Origin of the sequence: Shewanella sp. A32 (assembly GCF_029167175.1) — a bacterium.
Classification (GTDB): Bacteria; Pseudomonadota; Gammaproteobacteria; order Enterobacterales; family Shewanellaceae; genus Shewanella; species Shewanella yunxiaonensis.
Window position 1 is genome coordinate 1 of the sequence record NZ_JARFTS010000023.1, and the last position, 18,004, is coordinate 18,004.

Annotated in this window: 16 protein-coding genes and 5 tRNA genes; 4 read left to right on the forward strand and 17 right to left on the reverse strand. The window is 45.7% G+C overall.

Going from position 1 to position 18,004, the window contains the following annotated elements:
* Nucleotides 1-2: 2 nt before the first annotated feature.
* The 13 genes from PY479_RS14260 to PY479_RS14320 all read right to left on the reverse strand — a co-directional run bounded on the left by PY479_RS14260 (nt 3) and on the right by PY479_RS14320 (nt 7,691).
* A tRNA-Lys gene (locus PY479_RS14260) sits at nt 3-75 on the reverse strand.
* A 29-nt stretch (nt 76-104) separates the two neighbouring features.
* Nucleotides 105-180: transfer RNA gene (locus PY479_RS14265), tRNA-Lys, on the reverse strand.
* 36 nt (nt 181-216) lie between these two features.
* Nucleotides 217-292 (reverse strand) — tRNA-Lys (locus PY479_RS14270).
* 31 nt (nt 293-323) lie between these two features.
* Nucleotides 324-399, reverse strand: a tRNA-Lys gene (locus PY479_RS14275).
* 25 nt (nt 400-424) lie between these two features.
* Nucleotides 425-500: transfer RNA gene (locus PY479_RS14280), tRNA-Lys, on the reverse strand.
* A gap of 150 nt (nt 501-650) precedes the next feature.
* Nucleotides 651-1,403, reverse strand: a complete 753-nt coding sequence (gene ybgF, locus PY479_RS14285; protein ID WP_212596353.1) for a tol-pal system protein YbgF — start codon at nt 1,401-1,403, stop codon at nt 651-653.
* Nucleotides 1,404-1,415: 12 nt separating this feature from the next.
* Complete coding sequence (gene pal, locus PY479_RS14290; RefSeq protein WP_212596352.1) at nt 1,416-1,955, reverse strand: peptidoglycan-associated lipoprotein Pal; 540 nt, start codon at nt 1,953-1,955, stop codon at nt 1,416-1,418.
* A 23-nt stretch (nt 1,956-1,978) separates the two neighbouring features.
* The gene (gene tolB / locus PY479_RS14295; RefSeq protein ID WP_275484176.1) at nt 1,979-3,304 is read right to left on the reverse strand and encodes a Tol-Pal system beta propeller repeat protein TolB; all 1,326 of its coding nucleotides are present in this window, start codon (nt 3,302-3,304) and stop codon (nt 1,979-1,981) included.
* Nucleotides 3,305-3,313: 9 nt separating this feature from the next.
* Nucleotides 3,314-4,276 carry a cell envelope integrity protein TolA gene (gene tolA / locus PY479_RS14300; protein ID WP_212596350.1) on the reverse strand — a complete coding sequence of 321 codons (963 nt, stop codon included), beginning with the start codon at nt 4,274-4,276 and terminating at the stop codon, nt 3,314-3,316.
* Nucleotides 4,277-4,720 (reverse strand): protein TolR, encoded by a 444-nt coding sequence (gene tolR / locus PY479_RS14305; RefSeq protein ID WP_189615354.1) that lies wholly within the window; start codon nt 4,718-4,720, stop codon nt 4,277-4,279.
* Nucleotides 4,717-5,406 (reverse strand): protein TolQ, encoded by a 690-nt coding sequence (tolQ, locus tag PY479_RS14310; protein ID WP_212596349.1) that lies wholly within the window; start codon nt 5,404-5,406, stop codon nt 4,717-4,719. The genes tolR and tolQ overlap by 4 nt, the downstream gene beginning before the upstream one ends.
* Nucleotides 5,396-5,797, reverse strand: coding sequence for a tol-pal system-associated acyl-CoA thioesterase (gene ybgC, locus PY479_RS14315; RefSeq protein WP_212596348.1), 402 nt, complete (start codon nt 5,795-5,797; stop codon nt 5,396-5,398). The genes tolQ and ybgC overlap by 11 nt, the downstream gene beginning before the upstream one ends.
* Before the next feature lie 1,018 nt (nt 5,798-6,815).
* Nucleotides 6,816-7,691 (reverse strand): OmpA family protein, encoded by an 876-nt coding sequence (locus PY479_RS14320; protein WP_275484177.1) that lies wholly within the window; start codon nt 7,689-7,691, stop codon nt 6,816-6,818.
* Nucleotides 7,692-7,835: 144 nt separating this feature from the next.
* On the opposite strand from PY479_RS14320, the gene rnt reads away from it, so the two are divergent.
* Nucleotides 7,836-8,504, forward strand: coding sequence for a ribonuclease T (rnt, locus tag PY479_RS14325; RefSeq protein ID WP_275484178.1), 669 nt, complete (start codon nt 7,836-7,838; stop codon nt 8,502-8,504).
* Between the two features lie 54 nt (nt 8,505-8,558).
* On the opposite strand, the gene PY479_RS14330 is transcribed toward rnt, so the two are convergent.
* A complete protein-coding gene (locus tag PY479_RS14330; RefSeq protein ID WP_212596345.1) occupies nt 8,559-8,993 on the reverse strand; it encodes a DUF4826 family protein in 435 nt (144 codons plus the stop codon).
* Between the two features lie 229 nt (nt 8,994-9,222).
* On the opposite strand from PY479_RS14330, the gene PY479_RS14335 reads away from it, so the two are divergent.
* Nucleotides 9,223-10,260 (forward strand): Glu/Leu/Phe/Val dehydrogenase dimerization domain-containing protein, encoded by a 1,038-nt coding sequence (locus PY479_RS14335; RefSeq protein WP_275484179.1) that lies wholly within the window; start codon nt 9,223-9,225, stop codon nt 10,258-10,260.
* A 185-nt stretch (nt 10,261-10,445) separates the two neighbouring features.
* Nucleotides 10,446-10,778 (forward strand): hypothetical protein, encoded by a 333-nt coding sequence (locus PY479_RS14340; protein ID WP_275484180.1) that lies wholly within the window; start codon nt 10,446-10,448, stop codon nt 10,776-10,778.
* Nucleotides 10,779-10,816: 38 nt separating this feature from the next.
* Here the strand turns inward: PY479_RS14340 and PY479_RS14345 are convergent, their stop codons facing one another.
* From PY479_RS14345 to ppsA, 3 genes are all read right to left on the reverse strand, one after another.
* Complete coding sequence (locus PY479_RS14345) at nt 10,817-11,233, reverse strand: MarR family transcriptional regulator (RefSeq protein ID WP_212596342.1); 417 nt, start codon at nt 11,231-11,233, stop codon at nt 10,817-10,819.
* A gap of 202 nt (nt 11,234-11,435) precedes the next feature.
* Nucleotides 11,436-14,483, reverse strand: coding sequence for an FAD-binding and (Fe-S)-binding domain-containing protein (locus tag PY479_RS14350; protein ID WP_275484181.1), 3,048 nt, complete (start codon nt 14,481-14,483; stop codon nt 11,436-11,438).
* Nucleotides 14,484-14,581: 98 nt separating this feature from the next.
* Nucleotides 14,582-16,951 carry a phosphoenolpyruvate synthase gene (gene ppsA / locus PY479_RS14355; protein WP_212596340.1) on the reverse strand — a complete coding sequence of 790 codons (2,370 nt, stop codon included), beginning with the start codon at nt 16,949-16,951 and terminating at the stop codon, nt 14,582-14,584.
* A gap of 123 nt (nt 16,952-17,074) precedes the next feature.
* Here ppsA and PY479_RS14360 point away from each other — a divergent pair, with 123 nt between their 5' ends.
* A complete protein-coding gene (locus PY479_RS14360; RefSeq protein WP_212596339.1) occupies nt 17,075-17,887 on the forward strand; it encodes a pyruvate, water dikinase regulatory protein in 813 nt (270 codons plus the stop codon).
* Nucleotides 17,888-18,004 lie beyond the last annotated feature (117 nt).

Below are 18,004 nucleotides of genomic sequence, written 5' to 3' on the forward strand. Positions count from 1 at the left end.
GGTGGGTCGTATAGGATTCGAACCTATGACCAATTGGTTAAAAGCCAACTGCTCTACCGACTGAGCTAACGACCCAAAAATACGATACGCAATTAATATTTAGCTGGTGGGTCGTATAGGATTCGAACCTATGACCAATTGGTTAAAAGCCAACTGCTCTACCGACTGAGCTAACGACCCAACTTCGGAATATTAACTGTGTACCTGCTGATTTGATGGTGGGTCGTATAGGATTCGAACCTATGACCAATTGGTTAAAAGCCAACTGCTCTACCGACTGAGCTAACGACCCGCTACTGGATTTACAGCATGTATCAAATCAGTGGTGGGTCGTATAGGGCTCGAACCTATGACCAATTGATTAAGAGTCAACTGCTCTACCAACTGAGCTAACGACCCACTGCTTTGTTGTTGGTTAACTGAATGGTGGGTCGTATAGGATTTGAACCTATGACCAATTGGTTAAAAGCCAACTGCTCTACCGACTGAGCTAACGACCCTTTCAGTTAAAACACAGCGCAGTAAGCAAAAACTGCTGTCCCGCGCTGTGGGCGCCTATAATACCGCTTTCCGTTTCTCATGCAAGTCCAAATTCGGCTTTTTTTCCCGTTTGCCTGAAAAACAGTCTGGGTGAATGTTTTTTAGTTAAATCATGGTTTAATTGCCGCCAACTGCTGCTTTGCAATGCTTGCCGCAGCGCTGTTTGCATACTCTTTAACCACTTGTTGGTAACGGGATTTTGCAGTGGCTTTGTCATTGTTTTTTTCAGCAATCAGCCCCAGTTTGACTAGGCTGTCAGGCCGTTTATCAGACGCTTTGAAATTATTGACTACATTTTCAAAGGCCGTTTTGGCCTGCACATAATCTCCTTTATTATAAAGGAGTTGCCCAAGCCAGTAATTTGCATTGTCTGCAAAACCGGAATTAGGATACTGACTGATAAATTCCTTAAACGCCGGAATGGCGGCATCATACTGCCGCGCTTTTAACACCAGATCGACCGCACGTTGATAACTGTCGGTTTCCGATAAAGAGGAGCCGCTGCTCGCCGCTGCTGGTTGCGCTGGAACTGCATTAGCTACATTGCTCGTCTGCTGACTGCTAAGCTTGCTAATCTCATCATATAATTGCCGCTGACGTTGCAGCATTTGATTGATTTGATAGTTTTGCTGCTCTGTTGTTCCATGCAGATCTAACACTTCTTGCTGCAGTGCATCCAACCGTCGTTGCATATCAATCTCAGCTTCCTGCCTCGCTTTGATAATGCGCTCCAATCTTGCAATGCGGTCACTGTCACTGCCAGTAACACCGGTTCCCAAATCTTGTACCGGTGCAGGAGTTGCAGCCGTCGCGGCACAGAAGGGAAGCAACAGCGTTGCTGCTGCAATTAGCCTGATCTTCATTTACGCTTATCCTCAGTAAACCAATACTGCGCGACGATTCTTCGCTTCACCCTCTTCGGTGTGACTCATATCGGCAGGTTTTTCTTCACCATAGCTTACAATGCTCATCTGACTTGGCAATACGCCCAGACCTTGCAGATATTTGGCAACGGCTTTAGCTCGGCGCTCACCCAATGCGATATTGTATTCAGGCGTACCACGTTCGTCGGTGTGGCCTTCAATCAACACTTTTACGTTTGGATGACTCACTAGATAATCTGCATGAGCTTGCAGTATATCGGCAAAGTCTGCCCGGATTTCACTACGGTCAAAGTCAAAATAGATGATGCTATCTTTACGCAATTCTTCAAATTTCTGACGCTGTTGCTCTTCAGGGCTTAACATCTGAGAAGCGCCACCCATTTCCACGCCGCCATTAGCACCATATTGGCCACTACCTGAAGTAGTACCAGTACCGGCGGCTGTTTCGGAATCAGAAGTAGAGCTACAGGCGCCCAATGCCATTAGGGGCAGAGATATTGCCATAGCCTTAAGCAACTTTTGGAGTTCCATGATTAAATCCTTCTCTCATTCAATTATAAAAATGGGGACCAGGCTGGAGATTTAACTTCCCCCTGTCCCATCGGCAATCTAGCTTTAAATCGTCCGTCTACTGACACAGCCGCTAGCACCTGTTTATTGCCATAAGTTGTGCCATAAATCACCATAGTCCCGTTGGGAGCCACACTGGGTGATTCATCCAATCGGGTTGAGGTTAGGACCTGCATAAAACGGGTTTGTAGATCCATTCTGGCGATGTTGAACTTACCATTGGTACGATTGACAAAAATCAAACTGCGACCATCTGGCGTGACCTCGCCGCCTAAATTCCATTCACCATCAAATGTTAAACGAGTAATTTTTTTAGAAGCTAATTCAAACTGATATAGCTGTGGCCGCCCACCTCGTTCTGAGGTAAATACCAGCGATTTACCATCAGGAAACCATGATGGTTCGGTATCAATCGCGTAATGGTTTGTGATACGGGTTAACGCCCCAGTCGCGATATCGACAACGTAAATTTCTGGTTGTCCATCTTTTGATAAGGTGATCGCCAACTTACGTCCATCAGGTGAGAAACTCGGTGAACCGTTAATACCAGGGTAACTGGTGATCTTCTGACGAGTACGATTGTAGATATCCTGAATAAAGATCTCGGCTTTTTTGTTTTCAAAGCTGACATATGCCAATTTACGTCCATCAGGCGACCAAGCCGGTGACATCAACGGTTCTGGTGAACGCAGTAACATCTGCTCATTGTAACCGTCGTAATCAGCAATCATCAGTTGATAAGGATTTGGCTGGCTTCGGTCTATCACCACATAAGCAATACGTGTCAAAAACGCACCCCGAATACCGGTCAGTTTTTCATAGACGATATCGCTGATACGATGCCCATATTGGCGGAATTGTGCAGCACTAATCACCGTCTGGCGGCTATCTAACAGATAGTCGCTTTTAGGCTGTGGCCCTTTGGCCTGCATTTGGGCTTTGACTAAATCCACCAGATCAAAGCTCACCAGATACTGATCCTGACCATAAGGCTTGATGGTTCCCATCAATACCGCTTCTGCCGAAACATTACGCCAGTCGTCAATATTAAAATCACCGATCTGCCCAATGCTTCGTTGTCCGAGCCCGGTTTCATCCAACGGCTTAAAGGTACCGCTTCGCGTTAGATCAGACTCAACTACGTCAGATATTGAACTCGGTGGGGGTGTAACGCCTTGCCATACAAATGGGACGACCGCAATCGGCCTGGCTGCATCCACCCCTTCAGTAATCACAATGTCCAATGCCGCTCTTGCCGGTAATGTCAGCAGCGCTATTACAACCATCAGACCTTGAGCAAAATATTTCATGGGACTCCTCTAATTGAATTCCGGTCTAACTTCCAGGTTAATATCTTTCAGTAACTGATAGACATCCGGTTCTTGCGAAACTGGCAACCGCCCCGCTTTATTAATTGCGGCCTTAGCTGCACGGCAAACCACTGGATCGCCACCGGTCGTCTGCACACTGGTCACAAAGCCATCAGACGCGAGCTTAATTTCGACGTGACAACTCTTGCCGCGCATTGCTTCATCAAGTACCAGATTGCGCTGAATAGTAGATGTAATCATCGCTTTATATTTACTTAACTCGCTTTGTAACTGCTTGTTACGCGCCGCAGAAACGGCAGATTGTTCGGCAGCCATAGCGTCAGCCAGTTCCTGTTCTTGACGCCGACGTTCTGCTTCGGCCTTTGCTTTACGATCCGCTTCTGCTTTAGCCTTTCTGGCAGCGTCTTCACGAGCCTTGCGGTCGGCTTCGGCCTTTTTCGCCGCGACTTCTTCCGCTTTACGTTTTTCTTCAGCGGCTTTGGCGGCAGCTTCTGCCTGCTGACGTTGTTGTTCCTTGAGCTTACGATCAGCTTCAGCCTGTTGAGCCCGCTTTTGCTCTTGTTGCGCTTTTAGCTGTGCCGCTTTTGCCATATCGGCAGCTTGTTTGGCTTCAATTTCTTGCTGCTTACGCTCTTCAGCCAATTTCTGAATACGCGCCTGCTCTTGCTCACGGGCTTGTTTAGCCAAATCTGCTTGGCGTTCAAGTTCAGCCTGGCGTTCGTGTTCTTTACGCACAGCGGCTGCTTTATCCGCCTTCAATTTCTGCACATAATCATCAACTTTTTGTTGATCGACCACTACCGCTTGTACCGGCGGGGCTTTGGACTCTGACATCATGGTATCTGTTGGCTTCTTGTTGAAGTCTACATTCAATGCCAGTGCAGCAATCACACCGATATGCAATACCGCAGAAATAATCAGCGGTAGTTTAAAATCAGCTTGCCCGGCCACTTACTTCTTCTCCTCGTCCGGTGAATCTGTCATCAGACCCACTGAAGGCACGCCAGCCTTCTGCAACGTGACCATTAGCTGGATAACCTTCTCATACGGAATGGCTCTATCACCTTTGACGACAACAGGTCGATCTGGTTCCAGCTGAATGATTGCCGCCACCCGAGTCGCAACATCATCCAAATCTAGCGGTTCGTTACTTGGCGCACCACCGACATCCAGAAAGTATTCACCCTCAGCATCAATCGAGGCGATCACCGGCGGTTTGCTATCGGCAGGCAATGGCTCTGAAGTCGCTTGGGGCAAGTCTACTTTTACACCCTGTGACACAATCGGCGCGGTCACCATGAAAATGATTAGCAACACCAACATCACGTCGATGTAGGGAACCACGTTGATTTCAGCTACCGGGCGCCGGCGTTTACGCTGATATCCCTGATTCATGCGGGGTCCTTCTCGGTATATGCCTGGCGATGGAGAATATTAGAAAATTCCTCCATAAAGTTGGCGTAATGAGATTCCAACTTTTCTACCTTGGTGGAAAAACGGTTATAGGCGATGACCGCGGGGATCGCGGCAAACAAGCCCATGGCAGTCGCAATCAAGGCTTCTGCAATCCCGGGGGCGACCATTGCTAACGTAGCGTTTTGAACGGCACCAAGTGCAATGAAGGCATTCATGATCCCCCAAACGGTGCCAAACAAGCCGATATAAGGGCTCGTAGAGCCAATGGTTGCCAGTAATGGCAGATGTGTTTCCAGCTCTTCCAGTTCTTTTGATAACGCAATCCGCATGGCGCGATAGCTGCCATCCATCACTGCTTCTGGCGCTCGGCTACTGATTTTGCTAAGACGTGCGTATTCTTTGAACCCTGACACAAACATGATTTCCAGCCCAGTATTGCTGTCTTGGCGGGCGGCCAAATCATGATATAAGCGGTTGAGATCTACACCTGACCAGAATTTTTCTTCAAATTGTTCGGCCCTATGCTTTGCATCACTCAACACTTTTCGACGCTGTATGATAACGGCCCAAGAAACGATTGATAGCGATAACAAGGTGAGCATGACCAGTTTGACTAACAAACTTGCCTGTAAAAACAACCCTATAAAAGAAATATCAGCGTTCACCTATTTTAAACTCCTGCAAAATCGGTTCGGGAATAGCTTGTGGTTTCATCTTGCTCAACGAAACTGAAGCTATTTTAATTGAAGCCTTGCAATAACAGATACCATTTTCATCAACAAGTTGCTGTTCAAACACCAGCGATGCCCGTTTCAACTCCGAGATCCAGCTCTCTACGCAAAGTTGTTGTTCAAAACGAGCAGCATGGCAGAAATCGAGTTCTGCTTTACGTACAACAAATGCTAAATCCTGCTTCAGCAACTCACTCTGACAAATTCCCATTGCCCGCAGCCATTCACTGCGTGCGCGCTCAAAAAATTTGAGGTAATTGGAGTGATAAACCACCCCACCAGCATCGGTGTCTTCGTAATAGACGGTAATAGGCCAGCGAAACATAGATCCTACTGATTTCCTGCCATAAATGCCCACTACTATACCGATCCGGCTCACGCTTGTGAATGGCCGGCAAAGCAAACGGCTTCGACATCTCAATTTAATTTTTGGTAACTTAACCGCAGCTTAATCAGTTGCTTTTGTTGCCCCAATTGACGCGGAAGAACTTGACAAACCGCTAAGAAAAAATCGCATCAGCTGCAACGATCCAGGCATAGTCCCCGGTTTCCGTAAGTCTTTATTACCAAAAAAGTAAGCAGAGATCGGCAGATGACCGTAACAATAAAATGGCAAGGAGATTATGTTTTTTATTGGAGAGCAATTTAGATGATGTGTCAGATCTAGTCTGAACTAATACAGATGATGCTTAGCCTAGCGCCGCTAATTCATTGAGCCATCGCTCACAGTTTATTGCTAAACATTAACATTTATGTAAATTAACTCCATTGAAATAGAAACCAACGCTAATTTTTATCCTGATATTGATTTTTAAATTGAATATATTTTCTGATGTCCAAAAAGTTACACAGTTGTAAATAATACTTTTCAAAGTTAATTGCCGCATATTTACAGGTTATATAACATCACTCTGTTAACTCGTGTCTTACGATAATTTGTGGGCAAGGGAATTTCAGTGAAAATATATGCATCAGTTATGATTAAAACACCATTTTTATGGTTTCCATTATGATTTAGTGACAGGTATCACCTTCTGGTTATTAGTTTTTTTTATCTTAAACAGCAATTTTTCTCGCTTGCCGAAATTTCGACTTACCCCTAGAATAATTCACATGTTCTGGAAGCTTGTTTATTGAGTTACCGGACAAAAGGAGTTTTCAAACTGGTGTGTTTTCAGTGATATCAGTTTGGTTCTTATGCTTGACTTCCTTCCTTCAATTTGTTGATTGCAATACTGTACTTTTTTTGCCCATTCATTACGAATGGGCTTTTTATTTTTTATTGTCACTCCAAATAAAAAATCCGGCATTTAGCCAGATTTTTTATTCAGATAAATTGACCATTATTCTTCTGGCTTAGTTATTCTGATAACTACCCGACGGTTACGTTCACGCTCACTATCTGAGGTATTCAATGCAACATGCCGTCGTTCACCATGCCCTTCAGCTTTAATTCGATTGGCCGCGATCCCCTCTGAGACAAACAGTTGCTTTACTGCATCCGCGCGTTTTTCAGAAACCTTCTGGTTGATGCTACGCCCACCAAAACTGTCTGTGTATCCATCTATCAACACCAGCTCGACCTCTTGGTCATATTTCAGATACCGTTGCACTCTGGCTAATTGGGCTTTTGAACTGCGAGTAAGCTCTGCCCCACCGGATTCATACGTCAAGACAGTAAAGGCGATATCATCAAAACTGTAGGGCAACAAGTTCGCCAGACATTGTTTAAAGTCTGCATATTCTCCGCGAAAGTTCACCGATGACAAGCCGACAGCCACAGTACTGTCTTTATCGTTCCAGTCGGTGTAATAAAAAGTTGGTTCCATACCTCGCTCAAGTTCATTGAGCATCGTCCAGGCGGCTCTTTTGGGTACTTCACCATTAAAATACTTCTGATAATGCAAGTCAGTGATTGTACGAGACATTACCCCTGGTCGCCACATAGGCGCTTTACTCAATAAACGGGCATCGGTAACCGCGTCCGGCTTTTGCCACATATCCAAAGTAAATTGTAAATTGAGTTCTTTGCCGGCTCGACTGCTAAATACTGCTCGGCCATAGGATGGAATGTCGTGTTCTAAAGTGCAGGCCACGGGGGAATTCTGTAGTAACTTCCACTGAGATTGATCCAATGACGCCACATAATGCCGCAATTCAGCAGAAGTCGTCAGCGGCAACACCGAAAGTGATGATAGCAAAAGCATTCGATACCACATGGAAAAAACTCGTCAGTTCTTTGGTCATACTGATGTTATCGGTGAAGAATCAGAAACCTTTAGGCGATAAAATCAGCAATCAGACATGACACGCCTGTCACGATTGCGCATAATACCCGCCTTGCATTTGTATAGAGATATATCATGAGTCACCCTACCTCGAGTAACCAGCTCAAATATCGATTTCGAGGGTATTATCCGGTTGTGGTAGACGTCGAAACGGCGGGATTTAATGCCGCAACTGATGCCCTACTGGAAATTGCAGCCACCTTATTAAAAATGGACGAAAATGGGCAGTTAGTCGTGGATAAAACTGTACATTTCCATATAGCGCCATTTGAGGGCGCAAATCTTGAGCCAGAAGCACTGGCGTTTAACGGTATTGACCCATACAACCCGCTCCGCGGCGCTGTCGATGAAGCCGAAGCTTTTAAAGAAATTTTTAAGGCAATCCGTAAAGGGTTGAAAGACACCGGTTGCCATCGTGCAATCTTAGTCGGTCATAATGCAGCATTTGATCATGGCTTTGTCAGCAAAGCCATCGAACGCACCGGAATCAAACGTTCCCCCTTCCATCCGTTTGCAACATTCGATACCGCAACTCTTGCTGGATTGGCGTTAGGCCATACGGTATTGGCTAAAGCATGTTCTCTTGCAGGAATAGCTTTTGACAATAAAGAAGCACATTCAGCATTGTATGATACTGAACGTACTGCTGAATTATTTTGTAATATCGTAAATCGCTGGAAAGCCCTTGGTGGCTGGCCGGTCGAAAATGATGAACAGAGTGACGAAGACGAACACGCGGCATAATATCAGTTCAATAAAGTGAAAACACCCGCAATTGCGGGTGTTTTATTTGGCTAATCAGTTTTGTTGCCAGAAACTATCGTCATTTTGTAATTGATACAAACTTTCAGCGCGGGAGATTAATAGTTGTGCAAATTTTTCCTGCGTCGCATCTACAGTAGAGCTCTGTAGCAGACCTTCAGCTTGCATCTGCCACCTGAATGAGAAATGCCGCATTGCTTCTCTGGCATCCTTTGCCGCAGTAACTTCAATGAAGTCAGCCGGTAAATCGCCGCCTATCACCCAGTATGTTTTTTTACTGGGGATGCTTGATTCCAGTTTCCACAAGGCCACCAATGGCGCTAAATAGCGGCATTCTTCCGCAATCACTTTAGACGGGACAATACCTTTTTCCGCTAAAAAGCGATTAGCTTTCTGAAACTGCTCGCGGACCCACTGCGTGCGCATAGCTTCTTGGGCAGCAGCATCTGGTGTGGCGGATGGCTCAGTCATACTTCTTCCTTAACTTTTTCTGTTGCAGTTCAAAGAACGGATCATGCCATAAGGTGACAGTCCATTTTAAGTACCAACTTGGAAAGGTATATTTCCAGTCACTGATATAGTGTTCTGCTCGCCTACTTTGTTGGCTTAAGTAGTGGATGCTATCGTTCTGAATGCAATATCACAACAAAAGCCCTGCAACGATGGGGCATATATTCAAATATCACTTTGGAGAAGCACCTTGGCTGTATTTAATCATCCCGCTTATGACGGACATGAACAGGTGGTGTTCTGTCATGATGAAGCTAGTGGTCTAACGGCCATTATCGCCGTACACAACACCCACCTTGGCGCAGCCTTCGGTGGCTGTCGTATGTGGAACTATCACTCTGATGACGAAGCCCTTACCGACGTATTAAGGCTTTCGAAAGGCATGACTTATAAAAATGCGCTCGCCGGATTAGCTATGGGGGGGGGCAAAGCCGTTATTATTGCGGATCCCAGTCGTACGGATAACCGAGAAGCGTTGTTTCGTGCGTTCGGAAAGTTTGTTAACAAGCTTGGCGGCAGTTACTACTCTGCAGAAGATGTGGGTACATCACCAGCCGATATTAAAATTGCCAGCGAAGAAACGCCTTATGTCGCTGGATTGGAGGGGAAAAGCGGAGACCCATCTCCCTTTACGGCATTGGGGACATTTCTTGGCATTAAAGCCGCAGTTAAGCATCAGTTCAAACGCGACAATGTTAAAGGGCTAAAGGTGGCGGTTCAAGGGATAGGTCATGTTGGATATCATCTGTGCCGACATCTTTATCAGGAAGGCGCAGAACTTATCATTACTGATATTCACCAACAAGCTTTGGAGAAAGTGGCTCAAGAGTTCAATGCTATCAGCGTTGTTCCGCAAGAAATCTATGGTCAAGATGTGGATATTTATGCCCCCTGCGCCTTAGGTGCCACCATCAATGACGCTACGTTGCGATTACTGAAGGCCAAAATAGTCGCTGGATGTGCCAATAATCAGTTGGCAGAACCGCGGCACGGCGAGCAACTTAAGCAACAGGGCATTCTTTACGCTCCGGACTATGTGATCAATGCCGGCGGAATAATTAACGTTTCATTTGAACACAATTATGATGTTAAGCAGGCCACCGCTAAAGTCGAACAGATTTACGATACTTTATTGACGATTTTTCAAAAGGCGGACGAACAAAACCGCCCGACAGCTGAAATAGCGGATGAAATGGCGCGCAATATCATCAATCACGCTGCAGGTTAATGTCACTTTCTTAGATCCCGGCACACGTTCCACGCACGGTGCCGGATGCTGGTTTGACCAGAAAATTTTCCTATCCGTTCCAACCAGATAACACCATGCAATATAAAGTTCATTTGCTGTTAATGGCAAAGCTGTTTGTCGTCTGCTTCACTTAACACTATCGTCCCCCTGACGGAGCTATGAGGATGGTACGTTTCAGCTACGATGTGAACCAACATTTGGTCGAGCTACAAGCCAGCGACTGGACTGGATTGGAGCAGTTATGTGTAGATGGCCAGGTGGTATCACGAAAGTTCAGTTTTTCGCCCCAAAGCGAACACCGATTTCAACTCAGTAATGGTGAGTGTTGCCGTTGTCAGTTGATTTCTGATCCGACCTGCAATCAAACATTATGTCGTATCTATCGGCAAGAGCAGCTGATTGCCAGCCTTAAACACTCTGAAGCGAACAAGTATCTCTACGGTTATCAGTTGTTGTTACTAGCGGGACTATCTTGTTTGTTATTAGCTTATATCTAAGTGTCAACACAGCTCGGAACAGACCGGGATGATAAGTGTCATTCCCGGTGATTGATTTTGTTAAGCAATGCCATCAACATCGCTCTTTCCTGCTCGTCCAGCTTTTCCAAAAAACGCTCATTAACCCGCTCAGCTTCACGGATTAAATCCTGTTCCATCGCCTTAGCCTGATCGGTCAGATAGATCAGAAAGGTGCGACGGTTATCCTCCTCCTGATGACGAACAATCAAGCCAAGCCCCTGCAGTTGGTCAAGTAATCGTGTCATAGTGTAGTTTGCCACATCGCATCGCCGTGACAACTCTGTCTGACTGATCCCTTCTTCCTGCCACAGCGCAAACAACACAGGCCAGAGCTTGATATCAATCTGATAATACTTCAGGCGGCTATCCAGTTCGTTCTGCAAGTCAAGGTTAAGGTGCGATACCAGATAGGCCAAACTTTCATTGCGGTTCAAACAACACCTCCTGTACTTCGGGGTCGGTACTTTATTAATACTACCATCCGCGACATATTTCACTAGGGGTACAGATTAATTCGATGTCATGAACAGCAAAGCACTTTGTTTTATATACAAAAGAAAAATTTTGATGATATTCCAATAAAAAACCGGACGGAGAAAGCAAATGCTTCATCAGTCCGGCTTTAATGTTTTGATATTACTGTGCTTTCTGTTGAATAAGCAGTTCCAGTAACGCTTCTACCGGATGTTTAGCGCGGAATCCGGACAAACGCTTCACCTGACTGCGACATGAGTAGCCAGAAATCAAGATCTGTTCATGCGGAATACTGTTAATCGCCTCTTCCCATGACATTTCATACAAGGCCTTTGAACGTTCCAGGTTTTCGATTTCATGGCCGTAAGTACCCGCCATACCACAGCACCCAAGATTGATACTATCCATCTTGGCACCAAATCTGGCGAATAATGTCTGCCAATCCTTCGGGGTCGCGGGTTTCGCACTGGATTCAGTACAGTGGCTGAACCACGTATAGCTTTTGCTAGTTTCAGGCAATTTTGGCAATTTTTCCAGCTGTTGCAGCAGCCATTCATTAGACAGCAACACCTGGAAGTCTCCGCGATTTTTACCCAATTCTACTTTATATTCGTCGCGGTAAACCAACACCAATGCTGGATCAACTCCCACCATTGGAATGCCCAACGACGCTAACTGATTAAGAAAATCCGCAGCAGACTGTGCTGTTTTCGCAAATTTGTCTAAGAAACCTTTTATGTGAGCTGGCTTGCCGTTCGGTTTAAATGGCAACAACACTGGCTTGAATCCCAATTGTTCAACTAACCGAATAAAGTGGTAGACCAATTCAGCATCATAGAATGTCGTAAAAGGATCCTGCACAACTAACACATAGTTTTGTCTTTGCTCATGAGGAATAGCCGACAACGCATTAAGGTCATAACCCCGGCAAGAATGCCCGTCCAGCAGCTCTTTCAGCGTAGGGACCGATAATGCAGGCGCATCCACATAACCCAACGCCTTTTTTATCACCCACTTGCTAAGCGGATTCTGCGCTGCGAAGTTCGATAATTTAGGTACCTTCGCCATTAATTGCACAGAGTCTTCTATGCTGCCCACTAAATAATCTTTTGCTGGGCGCATATAGCGCTGGTAATAAATACTAAAAAACTGCGCACGGAACTTGGGGACATCCACTTTCACGGGGCACTGGCCGGAACAAGCTTTACATGCCAAGCAGCCTTTCATTGATTCCATAACTTCGTGGGAATAATCATATTCGCGATCTTTTGACAAGGTGTTTTGCAACCGTTGTAGCACACTCTGCGGTTTAGCCTTGACCAGCGCAGGAATATCAACACCTTCCGCTTCCAGCAATCGTAACCACTCCCGCATCAAACTTGAGCGGCCCTTTGGTGAATGAATACGGTCACCTGTAACTTTGAATGAAGGACACATAGGTGAAAAACGACTGTAGTTGAAGCACAAGCCGTTACCATTGCAATCCATCACATCGGGAAAAGCGTCACGTACGTTAACCGGGATCTGCCGATCAAAACTCCCGCGCTTAGTACTATCAACGTTATACAGCATAGGGCCACTATCTTTGGGAGCCACTAATTTGCCTGGATTAAGGCGATTATGCGGATCAAAGAGTCCCTTAATATCCTGCAACTCACCATACAATTCGTCACCAAATACCGCTGGCCCATATTCACCGCGCACCCCCTTACCGTGTTCGCCCCACATCAAGCCGCCATACTTGCGCGTCAGTGCAGCGACTTCATCAGAAACTTGTCGCAGCAGTTGCTCATCATGTGGATCGCACATATCTAACGCTGGCCGCACATGCAGCACACCGGCATCAACATGGCCAAACATGCCATATTGCAGATGGTGACTGTCTAGCAATGCACGGAATTCCATAATGTAATCCGCGAGCTTTTCCGGAGGGACCGCCGTATCTTCAGCAAAGGCGATTGGCTTACGGCGACCTTTAGTCGCACCTAACAAGCCGACAGCCTTTTTACGCATCGCGTAAACCTTATTAATTGACGGCAGATCTTTGGTTAACTGGAACCCTAAGACCCCTTTTTCACCAGATGCAATTTGTTGTTCAAGGATTTGAGTCAGGGCATCTGCCCGCTGCTGAACGCTAGCTTCATCACCAGCGAACTCCACCATATTCAGACCGTCAATCACCTTTCCAGGAACGTCCTGAATGAGAGATGAAACTGAGTGCCAGATAATGTCTTCGCGAGCCAGATTTAATACTTTGGAATCGACTGTTTCTACAACTGTTGCGTTTGCCTTCACCAGATCAGGGGCATGCCGCAAAGCTGATTGAAAACTATCGTACTTTACATTTACCAGTAACCGACTGGACGGCAACGGGGTTACGTCAAGCTTAGCTTCGGTGACGACCGCTAAAGTGCCTTCGGCACCAGTAAGAATACGAGACAGATTGAATTGTGTAAGATCTTCATTCCAGACATTTTTCAGATCATAGCCAGTCAGGAAGCGATTCAACTTGGGAAAACGCGCTTCAATCAATGAGCGCTTTGCACGGCAACGATGAGCGACTTCGGCAATGACTTTTTCACCTAATGAAGCCGTATCAGTAACTTCAGGAATGTCTTCGGCATTTAGCGGATCAGTTTCCAACAAACTACCGTCAATCAACACGCTTTTGAGAGAGAGCACATGGTCTGAGGTCTTTCCGTACACTAATGAACCTGCCCCTGAAGCGTCAGTGCTGATCATTCCGCCTAAGGTTGCACGATTGGACGTAGATAGATCCGGACTAAAAAACAACCCATGTGGTCGTAATGCATCATTGAGTGCATCTTTTATGACACCCGCCTCGACACGTACCCAGCCTTCTTCAGCATTCACTTCCAGAATGCGGTTCATATAACGAGACAGATCCATCACAATGCCATGAGTGAGCGCCTGGCCGTTGGTCCCGGTTCCGCCCCCACGAGCACTGAATACCACCTGTTGAAATTCCGGTTTTGATGCAACTTTTAACGCCAATTGCACATCTACTGTGTGCCGTGGATATATCACAGCTTGCGGCAAAAACTGGTATACAGAGTTGTCTGTCGCCTGCGCCAGTCGTGCACTGTATCGTTTATCAATATCACCGGTAAAACCGGCTTGTTCCAGTGCTGCCAGATAATCCAGATAAACAGGTTCCAGTGCTTGCTGGTGGGATAACAGGGGTAACATTCCTTCTCTCACTTTTTTATGTGTTTTCGAGCCATTATAAACAAAAAGAAGCCGCTAAAAAGCGGCTTCTTCTAGGCTGTTATAGATTTGTGAAGCGGTTAACTTTGAGCTTCAGCCAGATATAACCAAGTATCGATTACTGTATCGGGGTTCAGAGATACGGTATCAATACCCTGCTCTACCAGCCAAGCAGCAAAATCGGCATGGTCTGAAGGACCCTGACCACAAATACCAACATAAGCACCTTTCTTCTTCGCGGCTTTTATTGCCAGTGCCAGTAAGGCTTTCACAGCTTCGTTACGTTCATCAAACAGATGACTGATGATGCCGGAGTCACGATCCAGACCCAGAGTCAACTGAGTCAAGTCATTAGAACCAATTGAGAAACCGTCAAAAATTTCCAGGAATTGGTCAGCCAGAATCGCATTTGATGGTACTTCACACATCATAATAACGCGCAAACCATCTTTACCACGTTCCAAACCTTGTTCTTTCAACAGTTCAACAACCTTGCGGCCTTCATCCAGTGTACGAACAAATGGGATCATCACTTCTACGTTTTTCAATCCCATATCGTTACGAACACGCTTGATGGCGTCACATTCCAGTGCAAAACAATCGCGGAAAGATTCTGACACGTAACGGCTAGCACCACGGAAACCTAACATTGGGTTTTCTTCGTCAGGTTCATAAAGGTCACCACCGATCAAGTTGGCATATTCGTTAGACTTGAAGTCAGACATACGCACAATCACTTTCTTCGGATAGAACGCTGCAGCAATAGAAGCGATACCTTCAGTCAGACGGGCCACATAATATTCAACCGGAGAACCATAACCGGCAATCATCTCTTCGATTTCGGCTTTCAGTGCAGCATCTTGCTGATCGAATTCCAACAATGCTTTTGGATGGATACCAATCATACGGTTGATGATAAATTCCAAACGTGCCAAGCCAACACCTGCGTTAGGCAAGCGCGCAAAATCAAATGCACGGTCGGGGTTACCTACGTTCATCATAATCTTCATTGGCAGTTCAGGCATGGCATCTACACGACTAGAAACCATGTCAAATTCCAGTTTGCCTTTGTAGATGTAACCGGTATCACCTTCAGCACAGGAGACAGTGACTTCTTCACCATTTTTGATTCTGTCAGTTACATCACCACAACCAACAACAGCAGGCACGCCAAGTTCACGAGCGATAATTGCTGCGTGACAAGTACGGCCACCACGGTTAGTCACAATCGCACTGGCGCGTTTCATGATTGGTTCCCAATCTGGGTCAGTCATGTCGGTTACCAAAACATCGCCAGGCTGGATTTTATCCATCTCGTCCAGTGAATGCAGCACTTTAGCGACACCGGCACCGACCTTGTGACCGATAGCGCGACCTTCACAGATCACTTCACCACGAGTCTTCAGGTGGTAGCGCTCAATGGTCTGCACATCTTCACGAGAACGAACAGTTTCGGGGCGAGCTTGCACAATATATAGCTTGCCATCGTTACCATCTTTCGCCCATTCGATGTCCATTGGACGGCCATAGTGATCGCCGATAATCAGTGCTTGTTTAGCTAACTCCATCACTTCTTCATCGGTGATAGAGAACTGACGGCGTTTTTCTGGCGCAACATCTTCGATTTTCACCTGCTTACCATGAGACTGGTCATCGGAGTAAACCATCTGGATCAGTTTGCTACCAATATTACGGCGAACCACCGCCTGATGACCGGCCTTCAAAGTTGGCTTGTGAACATAAAACTCATCAGGGTTAACCGCGCCCTGTACTACCATTTCACCCAGACCAAATGCGGAGGTCACAAATACCACATCATCGTTACCGGATTCGGTATCGATGGTAAACATTACACCTGAAGCTGCTTTGTCAGAACGCACCATGCGCTGTACGCCAGCTGACAGAGCAACACCGCGATGGTCATAGCCCTGATGCACACGGTAAGAAATTGCACGATCGTTAAATAAAGAAGCATAAACGTGTTTAATTGCTACCAGTACAGCATCAAAACCTTTAACGTTCAGGAAGGTTTCCTGCTGACCAGCAAAAGATGCGTCGGGCATGTCTTCTGCAGTAGCTGATGAACGAACGGCAAAAGACGCTTCAGTTGTTTCAGCGGCCAATTTGTCATAGGCATCCCGGATAGCCTGTTCCAACTCAGGTTGGAAAGGTGTTTCTATGACCCATTGTCTTATTTGTGCACCAACTTTTGCCAATGCATTGACATCATCAACGTCCAATGTGTCCAGAATGTCATATATCTTTTGGTTGACTCCGCTTTGCTCGAGAAATTGATTGAAAGCGTAAGAGGTGGTCGCAAAGCCGCCGGGTACCTGAACACCGGCGTTGGCCAGGTTACTTATCATTTCACCAAGGGAAGCGTTTTTACCGCCAACCTTGCTGACATCCTCCATGCCTAATTCCTGATACCAGAGTACATATTGCTGCACAGTTCTATCTCCGCAAGTTTATTTAAGTGGCCCTTCAAAATGGGGCCCAAGCATTTTACACTTCAGAGAAAAGAGCGTAAATGTATAATTTTGTTTGTAATTTAATTACTACATGAGGTAGGTATGGCACCAAAAGTGTATTATATTTCGGATGGTACTGCCATCACGGCAGAGGTGTTTGGACATGCGGTGCTTTCCCAATTTCCCCTTAAATTTGATTCAGTTACGATTCCATTTGTGGAAACAATTGTCAAAGCTGAGGCTGTAAAAAAACTTATTAATGATAGTTTTATTACAACAGGACAGCGTCCTTTAGTCTTCCATTCAATTGTTAAATCGGAGATCCGCGACATCATTTATTCCAGCGAGGGGCTGGATTATGATTTTTTGAATACCTTTGTGGCGCCACTGGAAAGTCAGCTAGGAGTGCAGGCCATGCCAAGCATGCACCGAACTCATAGTATGTTAAATGCAAGTTATGATGCCCGTATTGAGGCAATTAATTTCGCTATGGAGAACGATGACGGCCAAACGCTGAAACATATGGATGAGGCCGATATTATTCTGGTGGGAGTGTCACGCTGTGGGAAAACACCCTCTAGCTTATATCTCTCTATGCAGTTTGGGGTTAAAGCAGCAAATTATCCTTTTATTCAAGAGGATATGGATAATCTTAAGTTACCAGAAGTGCTAAAAAGAAATAAACATAAGCTATTTGGATTAACCATAGATCCCGCTCGCTTACATGAAATCCGTGAAAGTCGACTAGAAAACAGCCGTTATGCTTCGTTGAGACAATGTCGTGTAGAAGTCAAGGAAGTCGAAATGTTGTTTCGTAAAGAGAAAATTCCTTACATTGATACCACCCACCAGTCCGTTGAAGAAATTGCGACAAAGATCCTCGATACGATAGGATTAGAACGCCATATGTTTTAAGGATTTATCATAAATTTGGCCAAAATGATCGGGATATTGTTAAAAACTAGCCATCTTTTATAACTGTTATTTAGTTACAACTTTGAATTTATCTGTCATTATGCAAAAAATAGACGT

Excerpts from the sequence above, each read along its gene's own strand:
- ybgF (WP_212596353.1), bottom strand. The coding sequence starts at position 1,403 with ATGAAGATCAGGCTAATTGCAGCAGCAACGCTGTTGCTTCCCTTCTGT.
- pal (WP_212596352.1), bottom strand. The coding sequence starts at position 1,955 with ATGGAACTCCAAAAGTTGCTTAAGGCTATGGCAATATCTCTGCCCCTA.
- tolB (WP_275484176.1), bottom strand. The coding sequence starts at position 3,304 with ATGAAATATTTTGCTCAAGGTCTGATGGTTGTAATAGCGCTGCTGACA.
- tolR (WP_189615354.1), bottom strand. The coding sequence starts at position 4,720 with ATGAATCAGGGATATCAGCGTAAACGCCGGCGCCCGGTAGCTGAAATC.
- ybgC (WP_212596348.1), bottom strand. The coding sequence starts at position 5,797 with ATGTTTCGCTGGCCTATTACCGTCTATTACGAAGACACCGATGCTGGT.
- PY479_RS14320 (WP_275484177.1), bottom strand. The coding sequence starts at position 7,691 with ATGTGGTATCGAATGCTTTTGCTATCATCACTTTCGGTGTTGCCGCTG.
- rnt (WP_275484178.1), top strand. The coding sequence starts at position 7,836 with ATGAGTCACCCTACCTCGAGTAACCAGCTCAAATATCGATTTCGAGGG.
- PY479_RS14330 (WP_212596345.1), bottom strand. The coding sequence starts at position 8,993 with ATGACTGAGCCATCCGCCACACCAGATGCTGCTGCCCAAGAAGCTATG.
- PY479_RS14340 (WP_275484180.1), top strand. The coding sequence starts at position 10,446 with ATGGTACGTTTCAGCTACGATGTGAACCAACATTTGGTCGAGCTACAA.
- PY479_RS14350 (WP_275484181.1), bottom strand. The coding sequence starts at position 14,483 with ATGTTACCCCTGTTATCCCACCAGCAAGCACTGGAACCTGTTTATCTG.
- PY479_RS14360 (WP_212596339.1), top strand. The coding sequence starts at position 17,075 with ATGGCACCAAAAGTGTATTATATTTCGGATGGTACTGCCATCACGGCA.